The following is a 21,974-nucleotide window of genomic DNA, read 5'->3' as shown; positions in this document are numbered from 1 at the left end:
CATGGCAGGGCGCGGCGACAATTCGAAGGCCAAGGCCACCGGCGGAGTGGACACCGAGCCGCTGCGCCGTGCCATCACCGGTTGCGTGCGGTCGATCGCGGGTGATCCGCAGGTCGAGGTCGCCTTCGCCAATGATCGTCCGGGCCTCGCCGGCGAGCGCATCCGCCTGCCGGAAATCTCCAAGCGTCCGACCGCGCATGAACTGGCCGTGACCCGTGGTCTCGGTGACTCGATGGCGCTACGCCTCGCCTGTCACGACCAGAAGGTCCATGCCAGCATGGCGCCGCAGGGTGCCGATGCGCGCGCCATCTTCGATGCGGTCGAGCAAGCACGCGTGGAATCGCTCGGTTCGTTGCGCATGCCGGGCGTCGCCTCCAACATTCAGTCTATGAACACCGAGAAATATGCCAAGGCGAATTTCTCGACCATCAGCCGCCAGGAAGACGCGCCGATCGGCGAAGCGGTCGCCATGCTGGTGCGTGAAAAGCTGACCGGGAAGAAGGCTCCTGAATCGGCAGGCAAGGTGCTCGATCTCTGGCGTCCCTTCATCGAGGACAAGGCTGGCGCCGACCTCGACAATCTCTCCACCGTCATCGAAGACCAGCAGGCCTTCTCCCGCGTGATCCGCCACATGCTGTCGTCCATGGAAATGGCCGAGGACGTCGGTGATGACGAGGAGCAGGGGGAAGACGATCAGTCCACCGACGAGGAGCAGCCGCGCAGCGGCGAGCAGGACCAGGAAAGCGCCGAGGAAGAGGCAGGCCAGGAGTCCGCGCCTGCGGAGGAGAGCGAAGCGTCGCAGGAGCAGCTCGACGATGGCGAGATGGACGGCGCCGAGATCTCCGAAGAGGAAATGTCGGACGAGGGCGACGACGACAGCGAGACGCCTGGCGAGATGCGCCGACCGGCGACCCCGTTCGATGATTTCAACGAGAAGGTCGACTACAAGATCTTCACCCAGGATTTCGACGAGGAAATTACGGCAGAGGAGCTCTGCGACGAGGCCGAGCTTGAGCGGCTACGCGCCTTCCTCGACAAGCAGCTCGCGCATCTCCAGGGTGCCGTCGGCCGGCTTGCCAACCGGTTGCAGCGCCGCCTGATGGCGCAGCAGAACCGCTCCTGGGACTTCGACCTCGAGGAGGGGTACCTCGACCCGGCACGCCTGACGCGCCTGATCATCGACCCGATGCAGCCGCTCTCCTTCAAGAAGGAGAAGGACACCAAGTTCCGCGACACCGTCGTGACGCTGGTCATCGACAATTCCGGCTCGATGCGCGGTCGCCCGATCACGGTTGCCGCCTCCTGCGCCGATATTCTGGCGCGGACGCTAGAGCGCTGCGGCGTCAAGGTCGAGATCCTCGGCTTTACAACCAAGGCCTGGAAGGGCGGTCAGTCCAGAGAAAAGTGGCTGGCGGGCGGCAAGCCATCGGCGCCGGGACGCCTCAACGACCTGCGCCACATCATCTACAAGTCCGCTGACGCCCCCTGGCGCCGGTCGCGCCGCAATCTCGGGCTGATGATGCGCGAGGGCCTGCTCAAGGAGAATATCGACGGCGAAGCATTGATGTGGGCGCATAATCGTCTGATCGGTCGGCGCGAACAGCGCAAGATCCTGATGATGATCTCCGATGGTGCGCCGGTCGATGATTCGACGCTGTCGGTGAACCCCGGCAATTATCTCGAGCGGCATCTGCGCGCCGTGATCGAACAGATCGAGACGAAGTCTCCGGTCGAACTGCTGGCGATCGGTATCGGCCATGACGTCACCCGGTATTATCGCCGCGCCGTCACGATCGTCGATGCCGATGAACTGGCCGGCGCGATGACGGAGCAGCTCGCCTCGCTCTTCGAGGAAAAACCCTCCGGTGGCTCAGGCCGGGCGCGCCTGCGTGCCTGAGCGATCCGCACGGATGCTGGGTGGTGTATGTGCCCTGTCGGTCCTTGTCGCACTCGCATCGTGCACGCCCGCCATCATCCCGCCCGGCGAGATGCTTCCCATCACGGTCGAAGGTGACGTGATCACCGAGCTTGGAGGCAACCCGACGCTGTCGCCGGGGCTCACCTTCGTAGGTGGTGTCGAACTTTCGTCGTCCGAGCCGCTCTTCGGTGCGTTTTCGTCGATCCGCTTCCGCGACGCGCAATCCTTCCTCGGGGTCTTCGACACCGGCTACTGGATCGAGGGCCGTCTGCAACGCAATGCCGAGGGCCGTATCTCGGGGCTCGAAGCCGTCCGCCTTGCGCCGCTTCTCGATGCTTCAGGGGGAGAAAGCGCGAGCAAGTTCCTGGTCGATGCCGAAAGTCTTGCGCTGGATGGCGACCGCGCCTTTGTCGGCTTCGAGCAGCGGCATCGCGTGGTGACCTATGCGCCTCTTGCCGATCTCGGCAAGGCTTTGCCGTCTGCCCCGCTCGCTTTCCCCTTCGACCTCGACATCCTTCATAGCAATGGCGGGTTCGAATCTCTCGTGATCGCGCCCAAGGGCAGCCCGATCGAGGGTGCCCTGGTGGCGATTACGGAAAAGAGTTTCGACGAGAACGGCAATATCTACGCGGCCATCCTCGGCGGGCCACGGGCCGGTCAGTTTCGTGTGCGGCCGCGCGACGACTTCGAGATTACCGACGCGGCCTACCTGCCTGACGGGGATCTTCTTCTCCTCGAGCGCCGCTTCTCGATCGCCACCGGTGTCGGCATGCGCCTGCGGCGGATCGAGGCGGCCAGCATTCTCCCGGACGCGGTGGTCGACGGGGAGATCCTGTTCGAGGCGAATTACCGGTCGCAGATCGACAATATGGAAGGCCTCGACGTCCTCCCCGAGCCCGATGGATCCGTCCGGCTGATCGTCGTCTCCGACGACAACCATTCGATCCTGCAGCGCACGCTCATGCTCGAGTTCCGGCTCGCGCCACAGGACTGATTTCGTCGTATTTCACAAATGAAAACAGCCCCGGTCTCCCGGGGCTGTGTCATTGCGTTGCTCGTGCTCGCGTCAGGTCGGGCGCGAAGCCGTCGGCATGGGGCGCACGACGCTCATCAGGGCGCCATAGGGCAGGAGCATGATCACGCCGATCAGCATCTTCACGCCGAAGTCGGCGATCGCCCAGGAGATCCAGCGCGGTGCTTCCGAAGCCATGACGCCGAGGATCGGGGCCGCAGCGATGGCGAATTCGTCGTTCGGCCCGATGAAGCCGAAGGCCGGCGCGAAGGAGAGCGAGAAGAAGATGACCGTGTCGAGCACGGAACCGATCAGCGAACCCATCAGCGGCGCCTTCCACCAGGACTTCTGGCGAAGCCTGTTGAAGACCGAAATGTCGAGCAACTGGCCGACCAGGAAAGCTGTGCCCGAGGCAACCGCAATGCGCGGCGTGGCGAGCAGGATCGACAGGAGAACGCCGGCGATGAAGCCAACGAGGACCACGCGGCGTGCCGCCTGCGGTCCGAACTGACGGTTGGTCAGGTCGGTGACGAGAAATGCGATGGGATAGGTGAAAGCGCCGAAGGTCAGGAGATCGGCGAGATTGATGCCGGCCAGGACACCGTTGACCGGGTGCTGGACGAGGAAGTTCGAGGCGACCACGACGGCCGTCATCAGCAGGCTGTAGAAAATGAAATAGCGCTTGTTCAGCATTTTTTTATCCTGGGTGATGCCACCAGTTGGAGGGACAGGGATGTTGGTCTGGTGCGCGTGCCGGGCTTTCTGCCGTGCATGTTCACCCAAAACGAAAAGGCTTGCCCGGCGATCCGGTCAAGCCTTTCGAAAATCTGGCCGAATGGCGTAATTACGCGGCTTCAGCTGTCTTCTTGACGATCTGGCGACGCAGCAGACGAGCGCGCATGCTCAGATCGGTTTCGGAAGCCTTGAGCAGGAATGCGTCGAGGCCACCGCGATGTTCGACGGTGCGCAGGGCGGCAGCCGAAACGCGCAGGCGGAAGCGCTGGTTCAGAGCATCCGAGATCAACGTGACGTCGCACAGGTTCGGCAGGAACCGGCGCCTGGTCTTGTTGTTCGCGTGGCTTACATTGTTGCCCGACTGGACGCCCTTGCCGGTCAATTCGCAACTGCGGGACATGGTACACCTATTGTTTTTCTAGGCTATCGCATCGCTTCCGGCCAAATGCCGGCGAGGCAATCCAACAGCGTCTGATTGGAAAGTTGCGGTTCTATAGTCAGTGAGAACCGGCGCGTCAAGCCAAACCTTGGATTTTCCGGCTCCGGTCGATCTCTCGGATATTTTCTTGCCACAGTCCGTGGCAAGTATGCATGCTCGATTGCGCCGGCATTCCGGCTCTGCCCCCCCCCAAATGGAGATGGCGCCTTGCGTTTCATCGGCCTTTCCCTTGCCTTCCTCGCCCTGATGCCTGCGGGCGCCGGTGCCGAAGATTATCGATACCACACCAGCTACAGCGTGGCGCTGGGCATCCTGCCCATTGCGCGCATGACTTTCCAGACGGAAGTGGTCTCCGATCGCTACACGATTTCCGGCCAGTTCCACTCTTCCGGGCTCGTCGACATTGTCCGCGAGGTCGCCGCCAAAAGCACGGTCAGCGGTACGATGATCGGTGGGCGAATGCTGCCCCGGCGTTATGCGCTGGATTACAAGAGTGGGAAGCGGGCGAGCACCTATGAAGTCCTGTTTTCAGGCGGCAATGTCGTGGAGACCCGCGTCAAGCCCGAGCGCCCCAAGCCGGGCTCCTGGGTGCCTGTGAAGGCCTCCGACCTCAAGGCGGTGCTGGATCCGATCGGGGCACTGCTGATCCCCGGCGATGCGGATGTCTGCGGGCAGACCCTGCCGGTCTATGACGGAGAGAGCCGCATGGATCTCGTCCTGTCACCGAACCGCTTGTCCAGGTTTACGGCCGGTAGCGCGAAGGGTGAGGCGATCGTCTGCTCGGTCCGCTATGTGCCGAAGTCCGGCTATCGCAAGGGACGCAAGGACATCGAATACCTGAAGTCGGTCACCGGCATGGAGATCTGGTTTGCCAAGACGGCGACGCTGAAGCTATATGCTCCCGTCTATGCGAAGATCCCGACGCGTTACGGGACGGTGCATGTGACCGCAGAGAAATTCGACGGCTAGAGTGCAGCGGGCGAGCCCCGCCTCAGGGAGACTTCATGAAGACCAAGGCAACGCTCATCGGGTTCACGGCGATCCTGATGTGGTCCTTCCTCGCCCTCATGACGGCTGCCTCCGGCACCATGCCGCCCTTCCAGCTTTCGGCCATCACTTTTGCCATCGGCAGCCTGCCGGGCATTCTGCTCTTCATCGCCCAGCCTGCGCGCCTGAAGGGACTTCGCCAGTCGCCGAAGGTCTGGCTCGCCGGCGTCGGTGGCCTCTTCGGCTATCATTTCTTCTATTTTACTGCGCTTCGGAACGCGCCGGCCGTCGAGGCCGGGCTTATTGCCTATCTCTGGCCGCTCCTGATCGTCGTCGGCTCGGCATTCCTGCCGGGCGAAAAGCTCGGCTGGCACCACATTGTCGGAGCGCTCTGCGGTCTTGTCGGCACCGCGCTGATCGTCGGCAAGAACGGCTTTGCCTTTGATCCGGCCTATAGCCTCGGCTATTTCACCGCCTTTCTCTGCGCCTTCACCTGGGCCGCCTATTCGCTCATCAGCCGCAAGTTCGAGAAGGTCTCCACGGACGTGGTGACCGGCTTGTGCCTGGCCACATCCCTCCTCTCCCTCGCTTGCCATCTCGTCCTCGAAACCACCGTCTGGCCGGATGATCTGGCACAATGGGCCGCCGTGGTCGGGCTTGGCCTCTTTCCCGTCGGACTGGCCTTCTATGTCTGGGACTATGGCGTGAAGAACGGCGACATCCAGATCCTCGGCGCATCCAGCTATGCCGCGCCGCTCTTTTCCACGCTGATCCTGATCCTGTCCGGTTTCGGCGAACTCAGTGTCAATATTGGCCTGGCCTGCCTGCTGATCACCGGTGGCGCCATGCTTGCCGCTCGCGATATGGTCTTCCGGAAAAGGGAACGGGCAACCTGACGGAGGGCTGAATGGCAAGTGCGACCAGTATTCTCTGGCTCTCGATCGCGCTCGGCAGTGGCTATCTCTGGATCCTGCCGCGGGACAAGACCGTCTTGCGGGCCGTGTGGAAGACGCTGCCGGTCCTTCTGCTCGCGCTCTACGCCTTTGCGATCGACGCCCCACCCTTGCTGGTGGCCGCGCTGGCACTCGGGGCGCTTGGCGATCTATCGCTTGCCTTCGACGGTGAACGTGCCTTTATCGGCGGTGTCGCAGCCTTCCTGCTCGCACATGTTGCCTATGTCCTGCTTCTGATTTCCATCGCCGATCCGTCGATCGCTTTCGCTGCGCTCTGGCGCGTCGTTGCAGGCGGCCTCATCGCTGTCCTCACACTCGGCGTCCTCGTGCGCATCTGGAAACCGGCCGGGCGGCTTGCGCTTCCGATTGGCCTCTATATCCTGCTTTTCATGGCGTTTGTCTGGCTGACCCTTGGTCTCCAGAACCCGCTCGTCTTCGTCGGCGCCAGCCTCTTCATGCTGTCCGATCTCATCCTGACGATGCGGAAATACTGGTTCGGACCCGACCATCCGATGGATGGTGTCGCTGCCTATATTGTCTGGGTGACCTATTATGCGGCGCAAGTGGTCCTGACGCTTACGCTGTCCATCTACTGACCGGAGAAACTAGGGGCCAGGGGCCCATCCAGGCGGGGCCATTTCGAAGACGGAGAAGTCGAAGCCGGGTGCGACCGTGCAGCCGACGAGGGTGAAGGCGCCCAGACTCTCGGCGGACTGCCATTCATCCGCCGCGATGATCGCCTGGGGGCGCTGACCTGCGGCAAAGTCCAGGCCAAGCACCACGGTTTCCTGTGTGACCCCATCCTTCGAGCGATGAAGTGCGAGCGGCGCACCGGCATAGTAGTGCCAGGCCTCGGCCGCATCCTTCACCTTGTGCCAGTGCGATCGCTCGCCGGCCTGAAGGAGGTAGTAGATCGCCGTCGAATGCCCCCGCGGTCCGCCATTTGCGTCGCGCCAGGTTTCCACATACCAGCCCCCCTCGGGATGGCGCTGCATGCCGAGGGTTTCGATGATGTCAGCTGGCTGCATCAAAACGTGTCCTTGCGCTTGCGGATATCGGCGAAGACCTCGTCGTTTGTCGCGTCTTCCATGCCGAGCGTCCTGCGCACATCCGGGTCGCCGGCGCGCAGGAAGGGGTTGGTCTCCTTCTCGAGGCCGATCGTCGTCGGAACGGTGAAATCGCCGCGCTTGCGCTGCATCTCGATCAGTTCTGCGCGGGATCTCAGCCGGGTGTTTTCCGGATCGATGGTCACCGCAAAACGTGCATTCGAGAGCGTGTATTCATGGCCGAAATAGACGATCGTTTCGTCTGGCAGTGCGGCGAGCTTCTGCAGCGAGTGCCACATGTCGAGCGCCGAGCGTTCGAAAAGCCGCCCGCATCCGAGCGCAAACAGCGTATCGGCAGCAAAGAGCAGCATGTCGTCGGGCAGGTGAAAGCAGATGTGGCCTGCCGTGTGGCCCGGCGTCTCGATCACGCGCACCGGTCGCTTGCCGAAGGTGAACTCGTCGCCATCGCCGACGGTTCGGTCGATACCGGGGATCGCAGCAGCCTCGTTGCGCGGGCCGATGATCTCGCAGCCGTATTTTTCCTTCAGCGCCAAATTGGCTTCGACATGGTCGCCATGATGATGCGTGGTGAAGATATGGGTGATCGTCCAGCCGTGTTTTTCGGCTGCCTTGACGATCGGATCGAATTCCGGGGCGTCGATCGAGGCCGTCTCACCCGTCTCGGGGCAATGAAGAAGTACGCCGAAGTTGTCACTTCGGCAGATGAAAACTTCAATCTGCAGAGATTTCATTGTCGACCCGCTTTTTTATGTCCCACCTCTTTGCAGCGAATGTACCTGCTCACGTCTTGAAGTCCAATGATGGGCTGCTAACAATAAGTTCATGCATGTCGATATCGTCGATCTAAGGCAGTTTTATTATACGATGCTCGGCCGGGTTGCGGAGCAGTCGATTGCGCAGGCGTTGTCGTCGGTCTGGGCACGGCTGCCGCAGGAGCGGCTGGTCGGCCTCGGCTACTGCAGTCCGTTTCTCGATCGCTTCCGTGCCGATACCGAGCGCACGATGGCCTTCATGCCGGCGGGGCAGGGCGCGGTGAACTGGCCGGTCGGCGAACCCTCGGCCACGGCGCTGGTCTTCGATGAGGAGCTGCCGCTGCCGGACAGTTCCGTCGACCGCGTGCTGATGGTCCATTCGCTGGAATTTGCCGAGAACCCGCGCGAGACGCTGAAGGAGGTCTGGCGGGTGCTGGCGCCGGGCGGGCGCCTGGTCATCGTCGTGCCCAATCGTCGCGGCGTCTGGGCCCGCATGGAGCATACGCCCTTCGGCTCGGGCCGTCCCTATTCGCGCGGGCAGCTCACCTCGCTCATGCGCGAAACCAATTTCACGCCCGGCGCCTCGGCGGAGGCCTTGTTTTTCCCGCCGTCGAAAATCCGGGCGATCTTGAGACTTCGGCGCGGTTTCGAGCGTCTCGGCAGCGTGCTCTGGCCTGCCTTTTCCGGTGTCATCGTGGTCGAGGCTCAGAAAAGGCTCTATCAGGGGCTTCCGGTCGCCTCGCGTGCCTCGCGCCGTGTCTTCGCCCCCGTTCTCGCGCCGCAGGGTGTGCCGACGACGCGCAACCGGCTGCCTCTGGTCTGATCCTTTGTCATTGCATTCGTCACCGCGAGAGGCTGCGGCGCTCGCCTGCCTCGACAAACGCTGCGTTCCGAAGTAATCCCAAGCCCCAAGTGAAGGGGTGGCCTCTTGCCGCCCGACGGCCGGGAATGAGCCTCATGAACGCCTCGATAAAGCCGGTACCCCGTCCGGGGGTCATGGAAATCGCCGCTTATGTTCCTGGCAAGGACCATGCGGGCGGCGTTGCGCGCGTCTTCAAGCTGTCGTCCAATGAAACGCCTGTCGGCCCGAGCCCGAAGGCCATGGATGCCTTCCGCATCGCTGCCGAAACGCTCGAGATCTATCCCGACGGTCAGGCCCGTATGCTCCGGGATGCGATCGCCGAGGTCCATGGCCTGAACCCGGCCAACATCCTCTGCGGCAATGGTTCGGGTGAATTGCTTGCCCTGCTTGCCAATATCTATCTTGGACCGGGCGACGAGGGCATCATCACGGAGCATGGATTCCTGCTCTACCGGATCCAGATCCTGGCGGCCGGTGGAACACCGGTGACGGTCAAGGAAAACGATCGGCGCGTCGATGTCGATGCGATCCTGGCCGCCGTTACCGAGCGCACGAAGATCGTGTTCCTCACCAATCCCGGCAATCCGACCGGCACCTATGTGCCCTATGCCGACATCAAGCGGCTGCATGCGGCCCTGCCATCGCATGTGGTCCTGGTACTTGACGCAGCCTATGCCGAATATGTCCGCCGCAATGACTACGAGGCCGGAGTGGAACTCGTCTCTGCCAACCGCAACGTCGTGATGACCCGGACCTTCGCCAAGGTCTACGGGCTTGCGGCTCTGCGCATCGGTTGGATCTTTGGAGCTGCCGACATCATCGATGCGATGAACCGGGTGCGTGGGCCGTTCAACATCAACACGCCGGCGCTCCTCGCCGGTGCCGCCGCCATGCGCGACCAGGCGCATGTGGCAAAGGCCGTCGAGCACAACGAGGTCTGGCGCGCACGCGTCTCCGAGGCACTCACCGCGCTCGGCCTCGACGTCACGCCTTCGGTCACCAATTTTCTTCTGATCCACTTCCCCGATCGGGACGGGAAGCGGGCCGCAGATGCCGATCGCTTCCTGACAGAACGCGGCTTCGTCTTGCGCGCCGTCTCGTCCTATGGTTTTCCAGATGCACTCCGCATGACGATCGGCAGCGAAGAGGCCAATATCGGTGTGATCGCCGCCCTCACAGAATTCATGGAACGCACGTGATGTCTGAAATCCTGTTCGACCGCATCGCCCTGATCGGTATCGGCCTCATCGGCTCGTCGATCGCCCGCGACGTCAAGAGGCTCGGTCTGGCGAACGAGGTCGTCATCTCGACCCGCAGCGCCGAGACGCTGAGCCGGGCGGAAGAGCTGGAGCTCGGCACGGCTTACAACGCCTCCGCAGCCGAGGCGGTCAGGGACGCCGATCTTGTCATCGTGTCCGTGCCCGTCGGCGCCTCGGAAGCCGTCGCCAAACAGATTGCGCCGCACCTGAAGGCCGGTGCCATCGTCACCGATGTCGGCTCGACCAAGGCGTCCGTTATCGCGCAGATGGCGCCGCACATGCCAGACGGCGTGCATTTCATTCCCGGCCACCCGCTGGCGGGGACGGAAAAGTCCGGCCCGGACGCCGGTTTTGCGGGTCTCTTCAAGGGCCGCTGGTGCATCTTCACACCGCTCGAGGGCACCGATGGCCAGGCGCTCGCCCGCCTGCGCGGCTTCTGGGAAGCACTGGGATCGATGTGTGACGAGATGGACCCGCACCACCACGACAAGGTGCTCGCCATTGTCTCGCACCTGCCGCACATCATTGCCTACAACATCGTCGGTACGGCCGATGATCTGGAGACGGTGACGGAATCGGAAGTCATCAAATATTCGGCGTCCGGTTTCCGCGACTTCACGCGTCTTGCCGCTTCCGATCCGACCATGTGGCGGGATGTGTGCCTGCACAACAGGGATGCCATCCTCGAAATGCTGGCGCGCTTTTCGGAAGATCTCGCCTATCTGCAGCGGGCGATCCGCTGGGGCGAGGGCGACAAGCTGTTCGAGCTGTTCTCGCGGACCCGCACCATCCGCCGCTCGATCGTCCAGGCTGGCCAGGACGTCGACGTGCCAGACTTCGGCCGCCACTCGCTGGACAAGTGAGCCAGTCCCGCGGCCTCAGAGCGGCGGGATCTGTCCGAGCGGGATGAAACCGAGGGCGGCCACGCCGTTCTGGATGGTGATCTCGGCCTCGCTGTTGTCACGGCCGAACGCGAGGGCCCGAAGCACGTTGGCGACATTGTCGATCATGTCGGCCTCTGCCGGATAGGCCGTTTTCATGGCATTGCGCCAGGCACGGACCTGTTCGACTTCGACCTTGATGCGCCCGGAAATCAGCCCGTCCTCGCCGACTTCGAAGGGGCCGCTCAGGGTCAGCACCCGGCCTTCGCCGAGATCGACGACCATCCGGCGGATCTCGCCCCGGGTACCGTAGAGCCGCTGGTCCTGCGCCACCCGCGGGTCGAGCAGGCCCCCCTTGTCGGCAAGCGTCGCATCGAGGCTTGTCGAGATCGGCGGCAGTGCGATCTTTTCCCCACCGACGGACACGACCATATCGCGCACCAGTGTCGCATAGTCGAGGTTGCCCTCGTTCTGGCGTACGTGCGACTGGGCGCTGGGCGCTGTCACCTGCAGAGCCAGACTGGAGGCTGTCGAAGTCACCGTCGCGTTCAGCCCCTCCAGCATCAGCGAGCTGCGCGACAGGCCGGAAAGGCCGATGCGGAAGCTCGACTGCATGTTGGTCCAATCGAGTGCCGTATTGAAGCCAAGCGCGGAGCGGATCTCGGCCGGTGCATCCATCTCCCAGACGATGTGGCCCGGATTGTAGATCTGGGCTGCTGCCCGCACCGGGCCGAAGGAGGCCGCGACGCCCTGGAAGTGATCGTCGACGGTGAGCCGCGAGCAATTCAGACGGAAGCGGAAGGGATAGCCGCCCATCGTCGCGTCTTCACAGGATGCGGTGACGCCTGCCGGATTTCCGCCGCCGAAGAAGGTGAGAATGCGATTCTTCAGGAATTCTGCAGCGAAATACCACCCGACGCTATAGACAGCGATGACGAGGACGATCAAAACCCCGAGCCGGACGACCTTTCGGCTGATCGGGCTTTCCGGCGCGGTCGACATGGCCATGGTTGCTCCTCGTTGCGATCACTGCTGTGACTTGGATTGGCGTGCGATATGGACGAATTTTGGGTCTTTGGCTACGGCTCGCTGATGTGGAATCCGGGCTTCCCCTATCAAGAGCGGGTGCTTGCCCATCTCGGCGGCTATCGCCGTGCGCTCTGTGTCCGGTCCTATGTCCATCGCGGGACGCAAGAGCGCCCGGGTCTCGTGCTCGGGCTCGACCGGGGTGGTTCCTGCAAGGGTGTCGCCTTTCGCGTGGCGCCTTCCGACTGGCAGTCCACGGTGGACTATCTGCGTGAACGCGAGCTGGTCACCAGTGTCTATCTCGAACGCCATGTCCGCACCCGTGTCGCCGATGGACGCGAGATCCGCGCCCTGACCTATGTCATCGACCGTGCCCATCCGCAGTATGCAGGCGCCATCACCGTCGAGGCGGCGGCCCGCATCGTCGAGGGCGCTGTGGGCCGGTCCGGTCCCAATCCGGTCTACGTCGCCAATACGGTCGCGCATCTGCGAGAACTCGGGATTCGCGACCACTGGCTCGAAAGCGTGGCATCGGCGATCGTCCCGGATCCGTCCGGAGACTGATCGTCTTCTTCCTAGGAATGCGTCTGGCGCGCTCCGAGTTCCTTCAGCCTGTTGACGGCGGTTGGCGGCAGCGGCAGATCAGGGTTCTCCTTCGCCGTCTTCACCAGCAATTCGTCGCTTGCCGCCTCCAGTCGCTGCATCAGGGTCTCATGGAAAACGTCGGGGTCGAGACCCGGCTCGATCGGTGGCAGGATGCGCACGACGAAATGTCCCGGAAAGCGCAAGAACTTGCGGCGCGGCCAGAACAGGCCGGGATGCATGGCGACGGGCACGACCGGCACGTTGATGTCCCGGTAGAGGCGCGCGATGCCATATTTGTAGTCCGGCGCTGCACCCGGCGGGCGCCGTGTACCTTCGGGATAGATAATCAGCTGACGGCCGTTCGCCATTTCCAGCTTGGTGCGCTCGATCACCTGCGCCATCACCTTGCCCTTGGCGCCGCGATTGACCGGGATCATGCGCTGTTTGGCCACATACCAGCCGAAGATCGGGATCCACATCAGTTCGCGCTTAAGAATATAGACCGGGTCATCCAGCCAGGGCAGCAGCGCATAGGTGTCCCAGAAAGACTGATGTTTCGGGGCGAGAATATAGCCACCGCTTTTCGGGATGTTTTCCAGACCCTCCACAGTGAAGGTCGTGCCAACGATCTTCTCCATCAGCCAGTGGTTGGAGCGCGCCCAGTCCTTCGGCACAAAGAAGGCCTTCTTGCGCGGCAGCAGGAAATAGATCGGCGACAGCACGATCATCCTGAGGATCAGATTTGCATAGAAGGCGATGTTGAAGAGGATTGAACGCAGTTGGATCATATCATGTGGCTCTCGAGGGCGGGCAAAGACGTGCTTAGAGGAAAACTGCGATGAGCAAAAGCGCTCGCTTGCGCTGATCCGTCAGGAGCTGCGGCCAGATTCGGTGATTTCACCTTCCGGGCGCAGGCCCTGGTCCCGGCTCCAGCCGGTCACGCCCCGGACATAGGCGACAACCGTCTTGACATATTCCGCCAGCATGGTGCGCATCGCGTCCGGCTCGCTGTACCAGGCCCGGGTCTTCAGGTCGGCGTTCACCACGGGGTAGCCGATGAACTCGGTGTCTGGTGCGCCGCGCCGCAGTTCCATCAGGCTGCGGGCCAGATGGTAATTGCTGGTCACGACCAGAACGGAACCGTAGCCCTTGTCGCGGATCCAGATCGCCGTCTCGTTCGCATTGCCGATCGTGTCGATTGCACCGTAACCGATGTCCACGCAGCATTCGAAAACATCCGGCGAGGTTCGCGTCGCCTTGCGGATCTGGCCGGGCGTCGTTGCCGGATTGACGCCCGAAATCAGCAATCTTTCACCGTAGCCGCGCTTCAAAAGGTCGATCGCCTGCTCGATTCGCTGATAGCCGCCGGTCAGCACAACGATTGCATCGGCCTTCACCGTCTCGGGCGGTCGCATGCCGGTGACCGAATCAGCAAAGACGAGGAAGCCAGCCACGAGCACGGCCGTGCACAGGATGACAAGCATGCCGCCATAGCGCAAAACCCTGCGGATCAGGCCTTTCCGCGCGAAAAGGCCGGCGTCCGAACGGGGCCGGTCGCCGTCTCGCAATGGTTGATTTGGCGTCATGCGATCCATGCTCATTGCCCGTGATTAGCCGGGATTTCCCACAGCGAACAGGCGGCTTTAAGGCAAGTCAACATGCGAGTTTTCGTTAGTCGTCCAGCAAGCCGTCGGTGCGGGCCGGATCCGAGCGGATCAGGTCGATTTCGTAGATCGTCCGCATCACCGTCAACCGTGCCGTGATCGTGGTCAAAAGCGCGATGACGACCATGGTCGCGAAAATGCCGACATAACCTCCCCAGCCAATGGTGAAGGTGCCGAAGAGCGCGGTCGCCTGGTCACTTTCCGGGGTCGCCAGCGAGCGACTCTGCCAGAAACCGGCCAGCGCGAAGAAGACTGCGGCGAGCAGGCCGCCGGCTGCCGCCCCCTTGAGGCTGATCTTCAGGAAGTGCTTCTGGAACTCCTGCGCGACGAAGCTTCCTTCGGCGCCGACGAAGTGCAGCACTTCGATGATGTGGCGGTTGCCGGACAGGGCGCCGCGGGTCGCGAAGACCACGGTCAGCACCATGGCCGTGAAGACGAGGATGAGGATGCCGGAGCCAATCAGCACCGTCGTGCTTGCCATCTGCACCAGTCGGTCGACCCAGGTGCGGTGATCGTCGAGGAATGCCTGCGGCACCTCCACCTTCAGCAGCGCGCGCATGGCCTCGAAATCCGGCGGATTGCTCTCGTCGATGGTGATGACGATCAGCCGCGGAAGCGGCAGGTCCTCCAGGTTCAATCCGGTGCCCAGCCAGGGTTCGAGCAGGCGGGCCGTTGCGCTGTCGTCCATGATCTGGCCGTCGCGTGTGCCGACGAAGGTCAGCGCCAGGTCGCGGGCCTTGACGAGCGCTGCCCCCATGTCGAGCCCGTCTGCGGGCGTGATCTGGATGGTGATTTCGCGGGAAATCTCGCTTTGCCAGCTGGATGCCGTCGCGCGCACCATGGAGACGCCGCCAAGCGTCAGGCAGGCGAGGAAGGCCATGATGGCGATCACCACCATCAGGGCATTGCCCTGTATGTTCGACGGCGGCAGGATCGGGCCGGTCGGCCGCACTGTCATCTCGACGCGGCGCTTCTTCTGGCCGGGATTTGGGGTGATCTCATTCATAGATGTCGAGCCGCCCGTCGGTGAGGATCATCCGTCGCGCATCCACCTGGTCCATCAGCGCGAGATCGTGGGTCGCGATGACCACCGCCGTGCCGAGGCGGTTGAGTTCCAGGAAAAGGCTCAAAAGCCGGCGCGCCATGGGCGGATCGACATTGCCCGTCGGCTCGTCGGCGAGCAGGATTTCCGGCCGGTCGATCAGGGCGCGGGCAATCGCCACGCGTTGCTTTTCCCCACCCGAAAGCACCGGCGGCAGAACGTTGATGCGCTCGCCGAGACCCACCCATTTCAGGAGCTCGATGACATCCTGCTTGTAGGTCTGTTCCGCCTTGCCGCGCACACGCAGCGGCAGCGCCACGTTCTCATACGTGGTCAGATGGTCGAGCAGGCGGAAATCCTGGAAGACGATGCCGACGCGGCGGCGCAGCATGGGCAGTTCGCCGCGCGGAATGCTGGTGATGTCGCGGCCGAAGCTCTTGATCAGGCCGCGCGTCGGCTGCAGGGACATGAAGAGCAGCCGCAACAGCGTCGTCTTGCCGGCGCCGGACGGGCCGGTCAGGAACTGGAAGGACCCTTTCGGCAGGTCGAATGTCAGGTCGCGGAGGATCTCCGGTCCCATTCCATAGCGCAGGCCGACATTTTCGAAATGGATCAAAGGGGGCCCAGTCTGAGATGTCCGAGGTTTGGGGCTCGTAAACGAAGATCGTCAACGGCCGGTAAACATGCTTCCCGATCCCAGGCTTTTCCGCCCGTGTTTCCGAAGCATTAACCATTTGAATTTACGTCTGGAGAGGATTCGTTTCAACCGCCGACTTTCGGGTATCCGATTTGGCTGTGCGAAAGGTCCGCACGCATGAGCGCTTTCCGTCACCAGAAGCAGGCCGCAGCTGCGGACCTCGACCTCCTGCCGCCGGATCGTGCCCGCCGCCGGATCGAGCCTCATCAGCGCATGGGGCGTGCCGACGTCGTCGATGCACAGTTTATCACCGTGCGCGAGACTCCGAAGCCGTCGCCGCGTCCGTCCGCCGCCCCGTTCTCGGCGCCGACGCCCCCTGATCTCCGCGCTTTGCTGCGCACGGGGATTGATCGCGTCGAAACCCGGCTTCAACAACTCTCGGATGTCGCCTTCTCGCTTCTGGTCGCCATCGCCTTCGTGTCCATGTTTTCCCTCGCCGGCCAGCTTGTTTTCGGCGGCGGCGAACATCCCGAGATCGCTGCCAAGCCGCTCGATTTCACCCATGTGAACCTCACGCCGCAGGATCGCAACGGCATGCGGGTTCTGCTGCTCAACGCCATCGTTGAGAACCGCACCGGCCGTGCGGTGACCCTGCCCAAGCTTCGGGCCGATCTCCTGCTCGATGGGCAGGTTGTCGCCAGCACCTATATCGAGCCACCGGTGGCACGCCTTGATGGCGGTGAGAGCCGCGGGATCGTCACCCGGCTTCAGCATCCTGGTGGAAAAACGCCGGAAGTCCGGCTTTCCTTCGAAGAGGCGGGTGTCTAACAGGCTCCCGTGTGCTAAGGGCCTTGCCTTTCCGGCAGGTTGCCGGCTCAAGGACCTCAGGTCGACACGCTAGGAGTTTCCCATGCCCGTTGTTCGCGGAAAGAATATCGAACCGCTCTTTACCGCCGAGCAGATCCGGCAGCGCAATCTCGAACTCGCACAGGATATCATCAAGGGTCCCTGCGACGACCTTCTGGTCATCTCGGTGCTCAAGGGTTCCTTCATCTTCGCCGCAGACCTCATTCGTGCGTTGCATGACGTGGGTCTGGCGCCTGAAGTCGAGTTCATCACCCTGTCCAGCTATGGCACAGGCACTGTCTCCCAGGGCGTGAAGATCATCAAGGACATCGACAGTGACGTGAAGGGGCGCAATATCCTCCTCATCGACGATATTCTCGAGTCCGGTCGCACCCTGCTATTCGCCAAGGAACTGATGTATGAGCGCGGCGCCGCCAGCGTCACGATCGCCGTTCTTCTCGACAAGAAAGTGAAGCGGAAAGAAGTATTTGAGGCAGATTACGTCGGTTTCGAATGCCCCGATTACTTCGTCGTCGGCTACGGCATGGACGTGGCCTATGCATTCCGCGAACTGCCCTTTGTCGGCGTGGTCACCGGCGACGCCTGAGCCGTCCCGCAAGGGGACATCGCACCACCGGACTGCAGTGAGCTGTTAACCATCGCGCGGGACAAAGCGTCCCGCGTTTACCACTCGACAAGGAAAGTCTGGTGATTTGCCTCTCGCAAGGCTCAAAAGACGCGGGAGTAGTATTCAACCATGGCGAGAATCCTCATCACCGAAGACGAAGACTCCCTGCGCTCCTTCGTCGCCCGGGCGCTTCGGCTCGACGGCCATGAAACGCACGAAGCCGCCGATGGCGCCGAAGGCCTGGAAAAGCTTTCGGAAGGTGTTTTCGATCTTTTGCTGTCGGATATCCGCATGCCCGTCATGGACGGCATCGAGCTCGCCCATCGCGCCCATTCCGAATTTCCCGAGATGAAGATCCTGCTGATGACGGGCTATGCGGAACAACGCGAGCGTGCCGACGACCTTTCGGCGAAGATCGTCGATGTCGTCTCCAAGCCTTTCGCCCTGCCTGATATCCGCAAGGCCGTGGCTTCGGCGCTCTCTGGCTGAAATCCCCGGTCCTACCGAGGGGCCGACACTGCTTCGATATAGGCGCGGCACATGAGCGCGAGCTGTTGCATGATGCCGGCTGCCTCCTGGTCTGCGAGTTGCCGCTCGAAAGCATTGCGCACCGCACCGAAGATGGTCGTCACAAGCGTGCGATTGACCAGCGCCAGGTCCTGAAAACAGCTGTCGCTGGCGCTTTCCAGCATTTGGGTCGTTGCGGAATCGACCCTTTGGGCGAAACTCTCGATCAGGGCAGAATTGTCGAGATCGGCAACCGAACGGTAGAGCGCACGCGTCACCTCCGGCCTTTCCGTCTTCGCCTGCCAATAGGTCTCGATCAGGGCCACGACCATCATGCCGGCCGACGCGCCGTGCTGCTGGCGGCAGGTGGCTTCGATCCTCTCTGCGAGAATGTCCAGGTAGCGCTCGTTGAGCGCATGGATCAGGGCCCGCTTCTGCGGAAAATACTGGTACATTGTGCCAACCGAGACGCCGGCGCGTTCGGCCACACGCGTGGTCGTCAGCCGCTGTGGTCCGTCGCTCAGCAAAACCTGAATGGTCGCCTCGTAGATCGCATCCACGGTCGCGGCCGCGCGGGCCTGACGCGGCCTTTTCCGGGGGGAAAGCGACTGTGGCGTGACCGGTGCCAAATGCGAATCCTCAAACTGAATGATCCTTCATATTATGACGGCTCATCGTCAGCAACGGAAGGACCTTTCATGACAGAAATATCGGTTGCCCTCGTCACGGGTGCAAACAAGGGGATAGGCCTGGAGATCGCGCGTCAGCTGGCCGCTTCAGGTGTGCATGTGATCATGGCGGCGCGTGACCCGCAGAAGCTTGCCGTTGAAGTCGAGCATCTCGCCCGGAGCGGCCGATCCGTCTCTGTCGTGCCGCTCGATCTCCTCGATCAGGCTTCCATCGGTTCTGCCGCTCGGTCTATTGCGGAGGAATTCGGCCGTCTCGACATCCTCGTCAACAATGCCGGCATATTCGATTTCGCCGATGGCCCGCCGGATACGGCTTCGCTCGATGCCGTGCGCCGGGTCATGGAGACCAATTTCTTCGGCACGCTTGCTGTCACGCAGGCCATGCTGCCGCTGTTGCACAAGTCACAGGCGGCGCGGATCGTCAATCTGGCGAGTTCGCTCGGATCGCTCTGCGTCAACAGCGATCCGACCTCGCCCTACTATGCTGCACGCTTCATCGGTTACAATGCCTCGAAGGCTGCGCTCAACATGCTGACCATCCAGCTGCATGAAATACTGAAGGATGCCGGGATCACGGTGAATTCCGTCAGCCCGGGTTTCGTGAAGACGGATCTGACCGGCCAAGGCTTCATGACGCCCGAAGAGGGGGCAAGGCTTCCCGTGCTGTTCGCCCTGGGCCAGAGGGGCGGATCGGGAGGCTTTCACGAGCCGGACGGCGTGACACCCTGGTGACTTGGCGCCGTCGCTCCAGTGAGGCCTCAGGCCTCACTGGATGTCGAGCAGCCGTTCCAGGTAGCGCCGTTCGATCTCGGGGCTCGTGTTCTCGCCGAGCTTCTCGCGAATGGCTTCAAGGATCTCGCGGGCGCGCTGGACGTCGATCTCGTCGGGAACCTTGACCTGTTCGCCGAAGTCGGGGCCGCTCGTGGCGCGTGGACGACCGAGCGGGTCGCGGCCGTCCTGGTTGCCCTGGCCCTGACCCATTTGCGGGCCCTGGCCACCTTGGCCGTGCTGCGCCTGCATCATCTGGTTCATCATGTCGCGGGCGCCCTGGCGGAGCGCCTCCATGGCGCGTCCCTGGCCCTCGACGGCCGGGCCACCCTGGCCCTGGCCCAGCGCTTCGCCGGCGCCCTGCATTTCCCCTTGTGCCTCGCCGAAGCCCGGACCCGGTTCCATGCCGAGGCCCTTGAGGCCTTCCTGCAAGTCGCCGAGCTGCTGGCCGAGTTGGTCCTGTTGTTCGCGCAGCTGCCGCAGAGCTTCGCGCAGCTGCTCGGCGGTCATGCCGTCGAGGTTCTGCTGACCCTGCTCGCCCTGTTGCTGCTGGCCTTCCGCGCCCTCTTCACCCTGCTGCGGATCGCCGCGCTGCATGCGGTCGCGCAGTGCCTGATCGAGGCGGAAGGTCTCGTCCATCAGCCGCTGCTGCTGCTGCATGATCTCGCCGAGCTTGTCGATCTGGCGACGGGCCTCGCTGCTCTGCTGCTGCTGGCCCTGCTGCGGCCGGCCGGCCTGCAGGTTGTTCATCATGCGCTGCAGTTCGGACAACAGCTGCTGGGCCTCGTCGCGATTGCCGGAGCGGGCGAGGTTTTCCAGCTGGTCGAGCATGTTGTCGAGATCCTGCTGGCGCAGCATGTTTTGGGCATTCTGCTGCGGTTCGCCCTGCTGGTTGGGCATGCGCTCGGCCAGCGCCTGAAGAAATTCCTGCATCGCGTTGCGCAGCTCTGCCATCAGCCGCTGGATCTCCTCGTCGGAGGCACCATTCTCCAACGCTTCGGACAGGGCCTGCTGGGCGTCCCGCAGCCGGCGTTCGGCAAGCGACAGATCGCCGTCCTCGATGCCGAGTGCGATTTCCCAGAGATAGTCCGCCGTGTCCTTCAGCCGTTCTTCGCCGCGTGCCATGTTCATGCGCGCCCGCGCACTTTCGAGCGCGATGAAGTTGCCGAGGTCGGGGATGGTCTCGTCGGCGCGCAGGACCAGTGCCTCGTTGAAGGCGATCGCCCGCGGCATCTGACGGGTATCGAGCGCAAAGACCTGCCGCTGTTCCGCGACCGAGGCCGCGAGCGGTTCGCTGAAGTTGCGCGCGGGCAGTTGCATCTCGATCGGCTCGCTGCGGCCCGTCTGACCGGCGCCGTCTGTTGCAACAAGCGTGATCTCCACCATCTGGCCGGCGAGCGGGTGTTCGGTGATGTTGCGGCTCGCAACCCCCTTGGTGTCGCGGGCATTGTGCCGCGGCAGGTCGAGCTTGTATTCGGGCAGGGGGTAGAGCGGTGTGGCACCCGGCTGCTCCTCGACCGGCACGATCTCGGCATGCGCCTTCTGCAGGCCGTAATCGTCCCTGGCGATGAAGGCGATTTCGAGCGCGCCATTGATCGCGCGGCGCGGCACGCCGTCGAAAGCGATCTCGGGGGCCTTGTCCGGCGTAACGCCAATCGTCCAGAGGCGGTCGGCGACGCGCAGTTCGCCCGCTTCCGCAAGTTCCAGCTCATGGGTGCGCGCCGTCATGGAAGCGCTGGGCGCCGGCGCTGGTGGTGGGGTCGGGACGGTCGTCTGGCTGCTGGCGTCCATCTCGGAGCCGGCCGTGAGCGTACCGGCCGCATCGTCCTTCTCCGCCACGTCGAGGACTGTGCCGTCCGACTGCTGAACAAAGAGAACCTTCTCGTCGGAAACTCCGCCGCTGATGCGGACAGTGACCTTGGATTTCTGCGGTACGGTGACGCCGGCCGTGTCCTGTGTGCCGAGGCCCGAAAGAAAGACCGGCGGCTGGCCGGTATAACTCGGCGGCGTGATCCAGGCGTCGATGCGGATCGATGGCGCCTCGCTCTCCGGCACATGCTGTCGGAAGGCATCGGCGATGGAGCCGGCACCGTTGGAGCCGGAATAGGCGAGAGCCGTGACGAAGAGCAGCGCCGGCACGGCGCGCAACGCGTAACGGTCGTGGCGGGCGATGTCCGGCTGCGGCAGGCCGGCGTCGAGGGCTGCAATCCGCTCGGCCATGCGTCGCTGGTGTTCCTGCCAGAGCGCGCGGGCAAAGGGCGTGTCGGACGCGATCTGGTCGTCCTGCACCGCTACCGGCTGGTGGGCAAGGCCGTTGCGCTCTTCGAGCAGCCGGTCGGCCTCGGAGATGCTCGGCAGCCTGAGCTTCAGGAAGGGCAGGAACGAGCCGACGAAGGCAAAGACGAGGATGAAGACGATCGCGAGGCGAAGGATGTCAGGCACTTCGCGGTAGACACCGAACCAGGCGAGCGAGACGAAGAGGGCGGCGGTGCCTGCGACCGGCAAGAAGAGCGGCAGCAGGCGCTCGGCAAACAGCACGGAGCGGGCAAGCACACGTTTGAGACCGACGCGACGTGCGAGCGCCGGGTCGTCCTTGAAGGCGCCTTTCCTGTGGCCGGCCGGGCGGGAAGAGCTCATCCGTCTGGTCTCCGAGTTCGCCACGCGTCAGGCACGGCGGATTGTTCTCGAAGATAGCAGTCTTTGTGGCGAAGACGAGG

23 protein-coding genes and 1 pseudogene are annotated in these 21,974 nt (G+C 63.1%); 13 read left to right on the top strand and 11 right to left on the bottom strand.

The window, feature by feature from the left end; all coding sequences use genetic code 11:
* Window position 1 precedes the first annotated feature (1 nt).
* Both cobT and QTL56_RS13505 read left to right on the top strand, forming a co-directional pair.
* Window positions 2-1,897, top strand: a complete 1,896-nt coding sequence (gene cobT, locus QTL56_RS13510) for a cobaltochelatase subunit CobT (RefSeq protein ID WP_229575039.1) — start codon at window positions 2-4, stop codon at window positions 1,895-1,897.
* Window positions 1,866-2,912 (top strand): esterase-like activity of phytase family protein, encoded by a 1,047-nt coding sequence (locus tag QTL56_RS13505; RefSeq protein ID WP_245137431.1) that lies wholly within the window; start codon window positions 1,866-1,868, stop codon window positions 2,910-2,912. Before cobT ends, QTL56_RS13505 begins: the two co-directional genes overlap by 32 nt.
* 72 nt (window positions 2,913-2,984) lie before the next feature.
* Here the strand turns inward: QTL56_RS13505 and QTL56_RS13500 are convergent, their stop codons facing one another.
* Window positions 2,985-3,623 (bottom strand): queuosine precursor transporter, encoded by a 639-nt coding sequence (locus QTL56_RS13500; RefSeq protein ID WP_245137432.1) that lies wholly within the window; start codon window positions 3,621-3,623, stop codon window positions 2,985-2,987.
* Window positions 3,624-3,774: 151 nt separating this feature from the next.
* Complete coding sequence (rpmB, locus tag QTL56_RS13495) at window positions 3,775-4,065, bottom strand: 50S ribosomal protein L28 (RefSeq protein WP_229575036.1); 291 nt, start codon at window positions 4,063-4,065, stop codon at window positions 3,775-3,777.
* Window positions 4,066-4,350: 285 nt separating this feature from the next.
* On the opposite strand from rpmB, the gene QTL56_RS13490 reads away from it, so the two are divergent.
* The 3 genes from QTL56_RS13490 to QTL56_RS13480 are packed head-to-tail and all read left to right on the top strand — an operon-like array spanning window position 4,351 to window position 6,640.
* The gene (locus tag QTL56_RS13490; RefSeq protein ID WP_370660362.1) at window positions 4,351-5,073 is read left to right on the top strand and encodes a DUF3108 domain-containing protein; all 723 of its coding nucleotides are present in this window, start codon (window positions 4,351-4,353) and stop codon (window positions 5,071-5,073) included.
* A gap of 35 nt (window positions 5,074-5,108) precedes the next feature.
* Window positions 5,109-5,987: an aromatic amino acid exporter YddG gene (yddG, locus tag QTL56_RS13485; protein ID WP_229575035.1), complete on the top strand. Its 879-nt coding sequence runs from the start codon at window positions 5,109-5,111 to the stop codon at window positions 5,985-5,987.
* Between the two features lie 11 nt (window positions 5,988-5,998).
* A complete protein-coding gene (locus QTL56_RS13480; protein WP_245137433.1) occupies window positions 5,999-6,640 on the top strand; it encodes a lysoplasmalogenase family protein in 642 nt (213 codons plus the stop codon).
* 9 nt (window positions 6,641-6,649) lie between these two features.
* On the opposite strand, the gene QTL56_RS13475 is transcribed toward QTL56_RS13480, so the two are convergent.
* Both QTL56_RS13475 and gloB read right to left on the bottom strand, forming a co-directional pair.
* Window positions 6,650-7,072 (bottom strand): cupin domain-containing protein, encoded by a 423-nt coding sequence (locus QTL56_RS13475; protein ID WP_245137434.1) that lies wholly within the window; start codon window positions 7,070-7,072, stop codon window positions 6,650-6,652.
* Window positions 7,072-7,842 carry a hydroxyacylglutathione hydrolase gene (gloB, locus tag QTL56_RS13470; protein WP_245137435.1) on the bottom strand — a complete coding sequence of 257 codons (771 nt, stop codon included), beginning with the start codon at window positions 7,840-7,842 and terminating at the stop codon, window positions 7,072-7,074. Before gloB ends, QTL56_RS13475 begins: the two co-directional genes overlap by 1 nt.
* Before the next feature lie 91 nt (window positions 7,843-7,933).
* Between gloB and QTL56_RS13465 the strand changes: the two genes are divergently transcribed.
* From QTL56_RS13465 to QTL56_RS13455, 3 genes and pseudogenes are all read left to right on the top strand, one after another.
* Window positions 7,934-8,686 carry a class I SAM-dependent methyltransferase gene (locus tag QTL56_RS13465; RefSeq protein WP_229575031.1) on the top strand — a complete coding sequence of 251 codons (753 nt, stop codon included), beginning with the start codon at window positions 7,934-7,936 and terminating at the stop codon, window positions 8,684-8,686.
* 134 nt (window positions 8,687-8,820) lie between these two features.
* Window positions 8,821-9,924 (top strand): histidinol-phosphate transaminase, encoded by a 1,104-nt coding sequence (gene hisC / locus QTL56_RS13460; RefSeq protein WP_245137436.1) that lies wholly within the window; start codon window positions 8,821-8,823, stop codon window positions 9,922-9,924.
* Window positions 9,900-10,847 (top strand): annotated as a pseudogene (locus QTL56_RS13455) (prephenate/arogenate dehydrogenase family protein); the annotation flags it as partial. The gene hisC and the pseudogene QTL56_RS13455, both read left to right, overlap by 25 nt.
* Before the next feature lie 15 nt (window positions 10,848-10,862).
* Here QTL56_RS13455 and QTL56_RS13450 read toward each other — a convergent pair.
* On the bottom strand, window positions 10,863-11,873 hold the full coding sequence (locus QTL56_RS13450; protein ID WP_245137437.1) for a DUF2125 domain-containing protein: 1,011 nt from the start codon (window positions 11,871-11,873) through the stop codon (window positions 10,863-10,865).
* Between the two features lie 48 nt (window positions 11,874-11,921).
* Here QTL56_RS13450 and QTL56_RS13445 point away from each other — a divergent pair, with 48 nt between their 5' ends.
* Window positions 11,922-12,455 (top strand): gamma-glutamylcyclotransferase, encoded by a 534-nt coding sequence (locus tag QTL56_RS13445; protein ID WP_229575028.1) that lies wholly within the window; start codon window positions 11,922-11,924, stop codon window positions 12,453-12,455.
* Between the two features lie 11 nt (window positions 12,456-12,466).
* On the opposite strand, the gene QTL56_RS13440 is transcribed toward QTL56_RS13445, so the two are convergent.
* From QTL56_RS13440 to ftsE, 4 genes are all read right to left on the bottom strand, one after another.
* Complete coding sequence (locus tag QTL56_RS13440) at window positions 12,467-13,264, bottom strand: lysophospholipid acyltransferase family protein (protein ID WP_245137438.1); 798 nt, start codon at window positions 13,262-13,264, stop codon at window positions 12,467-12,469.
* A gap of 81 nt (window positions 13,265-13,345) precedes the next feature.
* Window positions 13,346-14,071, bottom strand: a complete 726-nt coding sequence (locus QTL56_RS13435; RefSeq protein WP_229575026.1) for a YdcF family protein — start codon at window positions 14,069-14,071, stop codon at window positions 13,346-13,348.
* A 76-nt stretch (window positions 14,072-14,147) separates the two neighbouring features.
* A complete protein-coding gene (locus QTL56_RS13430) occupies window positions 14,148-15,146 on the bottom strand; it encodes a cell division protein FtsX (protein WP_245137439.1) in 999 nt (332 codons plus the stop codon).
* Window positions 15,139-15,798: a cell division ATP-binding protein FtsE gene (ftsE, locus tag QTL56_RS13425; protein WP_229575024.1), complete on the bottom strand. Its 660-nt coding sequence runs from the start codon at window positions 15,796-15,798 to the stop codon at window positions 15,139-15,141. The genes QTL56_RS13430 and ftsE overlap by 8 nt, the downstream gene beginning before the upstream one ends.
* Window positions 15,799-15,996: 198 nt before the next feature.
* Between ftsE and QTL56_RS13420 the strand changes: the two genes are divergently transcribed.
* The 3 genes from QTL56_RS13420 to QTL56_RS13410 all read left to right on the top strand — a co-directional run bounded on the left by QTL56_RS13420 (window position 15,997) and on the right by QTL56_RS13410 (window position 17,782).
* Window positions 15,997-16,647: a hypothetical protein gene (locus QTL56_RS13420; protein ID WP_245137440.1), complete on the top strand. Its 651-nt coding sequence runs from the start codon at window positions 15,997-15,999 to the stop codon at window positions 16,645-16,647.
* Window positions 16,648-16,729: 82 nt separating this feature from the next.
* On the top strand, window positions 16,730-17,272 hold the full coding sequence (gene hpt / locus QTL56_RS13415) for a hypoxanthine phosphoribosyltransferase (protein WP_229575022.1): 543 nt from the start codon (window positions 16,730-16,732) through the stop codon (window positions 17,270-17,272).
* 150 nt (window positions 17,273-17,422) lie between these two features.
* Complete coding sequence (locus QTL56_RS13410; protein ID WP_245137441.1) at window positions 17,423-17,782, top strand: response regulator; 360 nt, start codon at window positions 17,423-17,425, stop codon at window positions 17,780-17,782.
* An 11-nt stretch (window positions 17,783-17,793) separates the two neighbouring features.
* On the opposite strand, the gene QTL56_RS13405 is transcribed toward QTL56_RS13410, so the two are convergent.
* Window positions 17,794-18,429, bottom strand: coding sequence for a TetR/AcrR family transcriptional regulator (locus QTL56_RS13405; RefSeq protein ID WP_245137442.1), 636 nt, complete (start codon window positions 18,427-18,429; stop codon window positions 17,794-17,796).
* A gap of 69 nt (window positions 18,430-18,498) precedes the next feature.
* On the opposite strand from QTL56_RS13405, the gene QTL56_RS13400 reads away from it, so the two are divergent.
* Window positions 18,499-19,221 carry an SDR family oxidoreductase gene (locus tag QTL56_RS13400; RefSeq protein ID WP_245137443.1) on the top strand — a complete coding sequence of 241 codons (723 nt, stop codon included), beginning with the start codon at window positions 18,499-18,501 and terminating at the stop codon, window positions 19,219-19,221.
* Between the two features lie 33 nt (window positions 19,222-19,254).
* Here QTL56_RS13400 and QTL56_RS13395 read toward each other — a convergent pair whose 3' ends face one another.
* On the bottom strand, window positions 19,255-21,894 hold the full coding sequence (locus QTL56_RS13395) for a TIGR02302 family protein (RefSeq protein ID WP_245137444.1): 2,640 nt from the start codon (window positions 21,892-21,894) through the stop codon (window positions 19,255-19,257).
* Between the last annotated feature and the right edge of the window lie 80 nt (window positions 21,895-21,974).

The organism is Peteryoungia algae, assembly GCF_030369675.1.
Taxonomy (GTDB): Bacteria; Pseudomonadota; Alphaproteobacteria; order Rhizobiales; family Rhizobiaceae; genus Allorhizobium; species Allorhizobium algae.
This window is presented reverse-complemented; position numbering and strand designations above follow the sequence as displayed.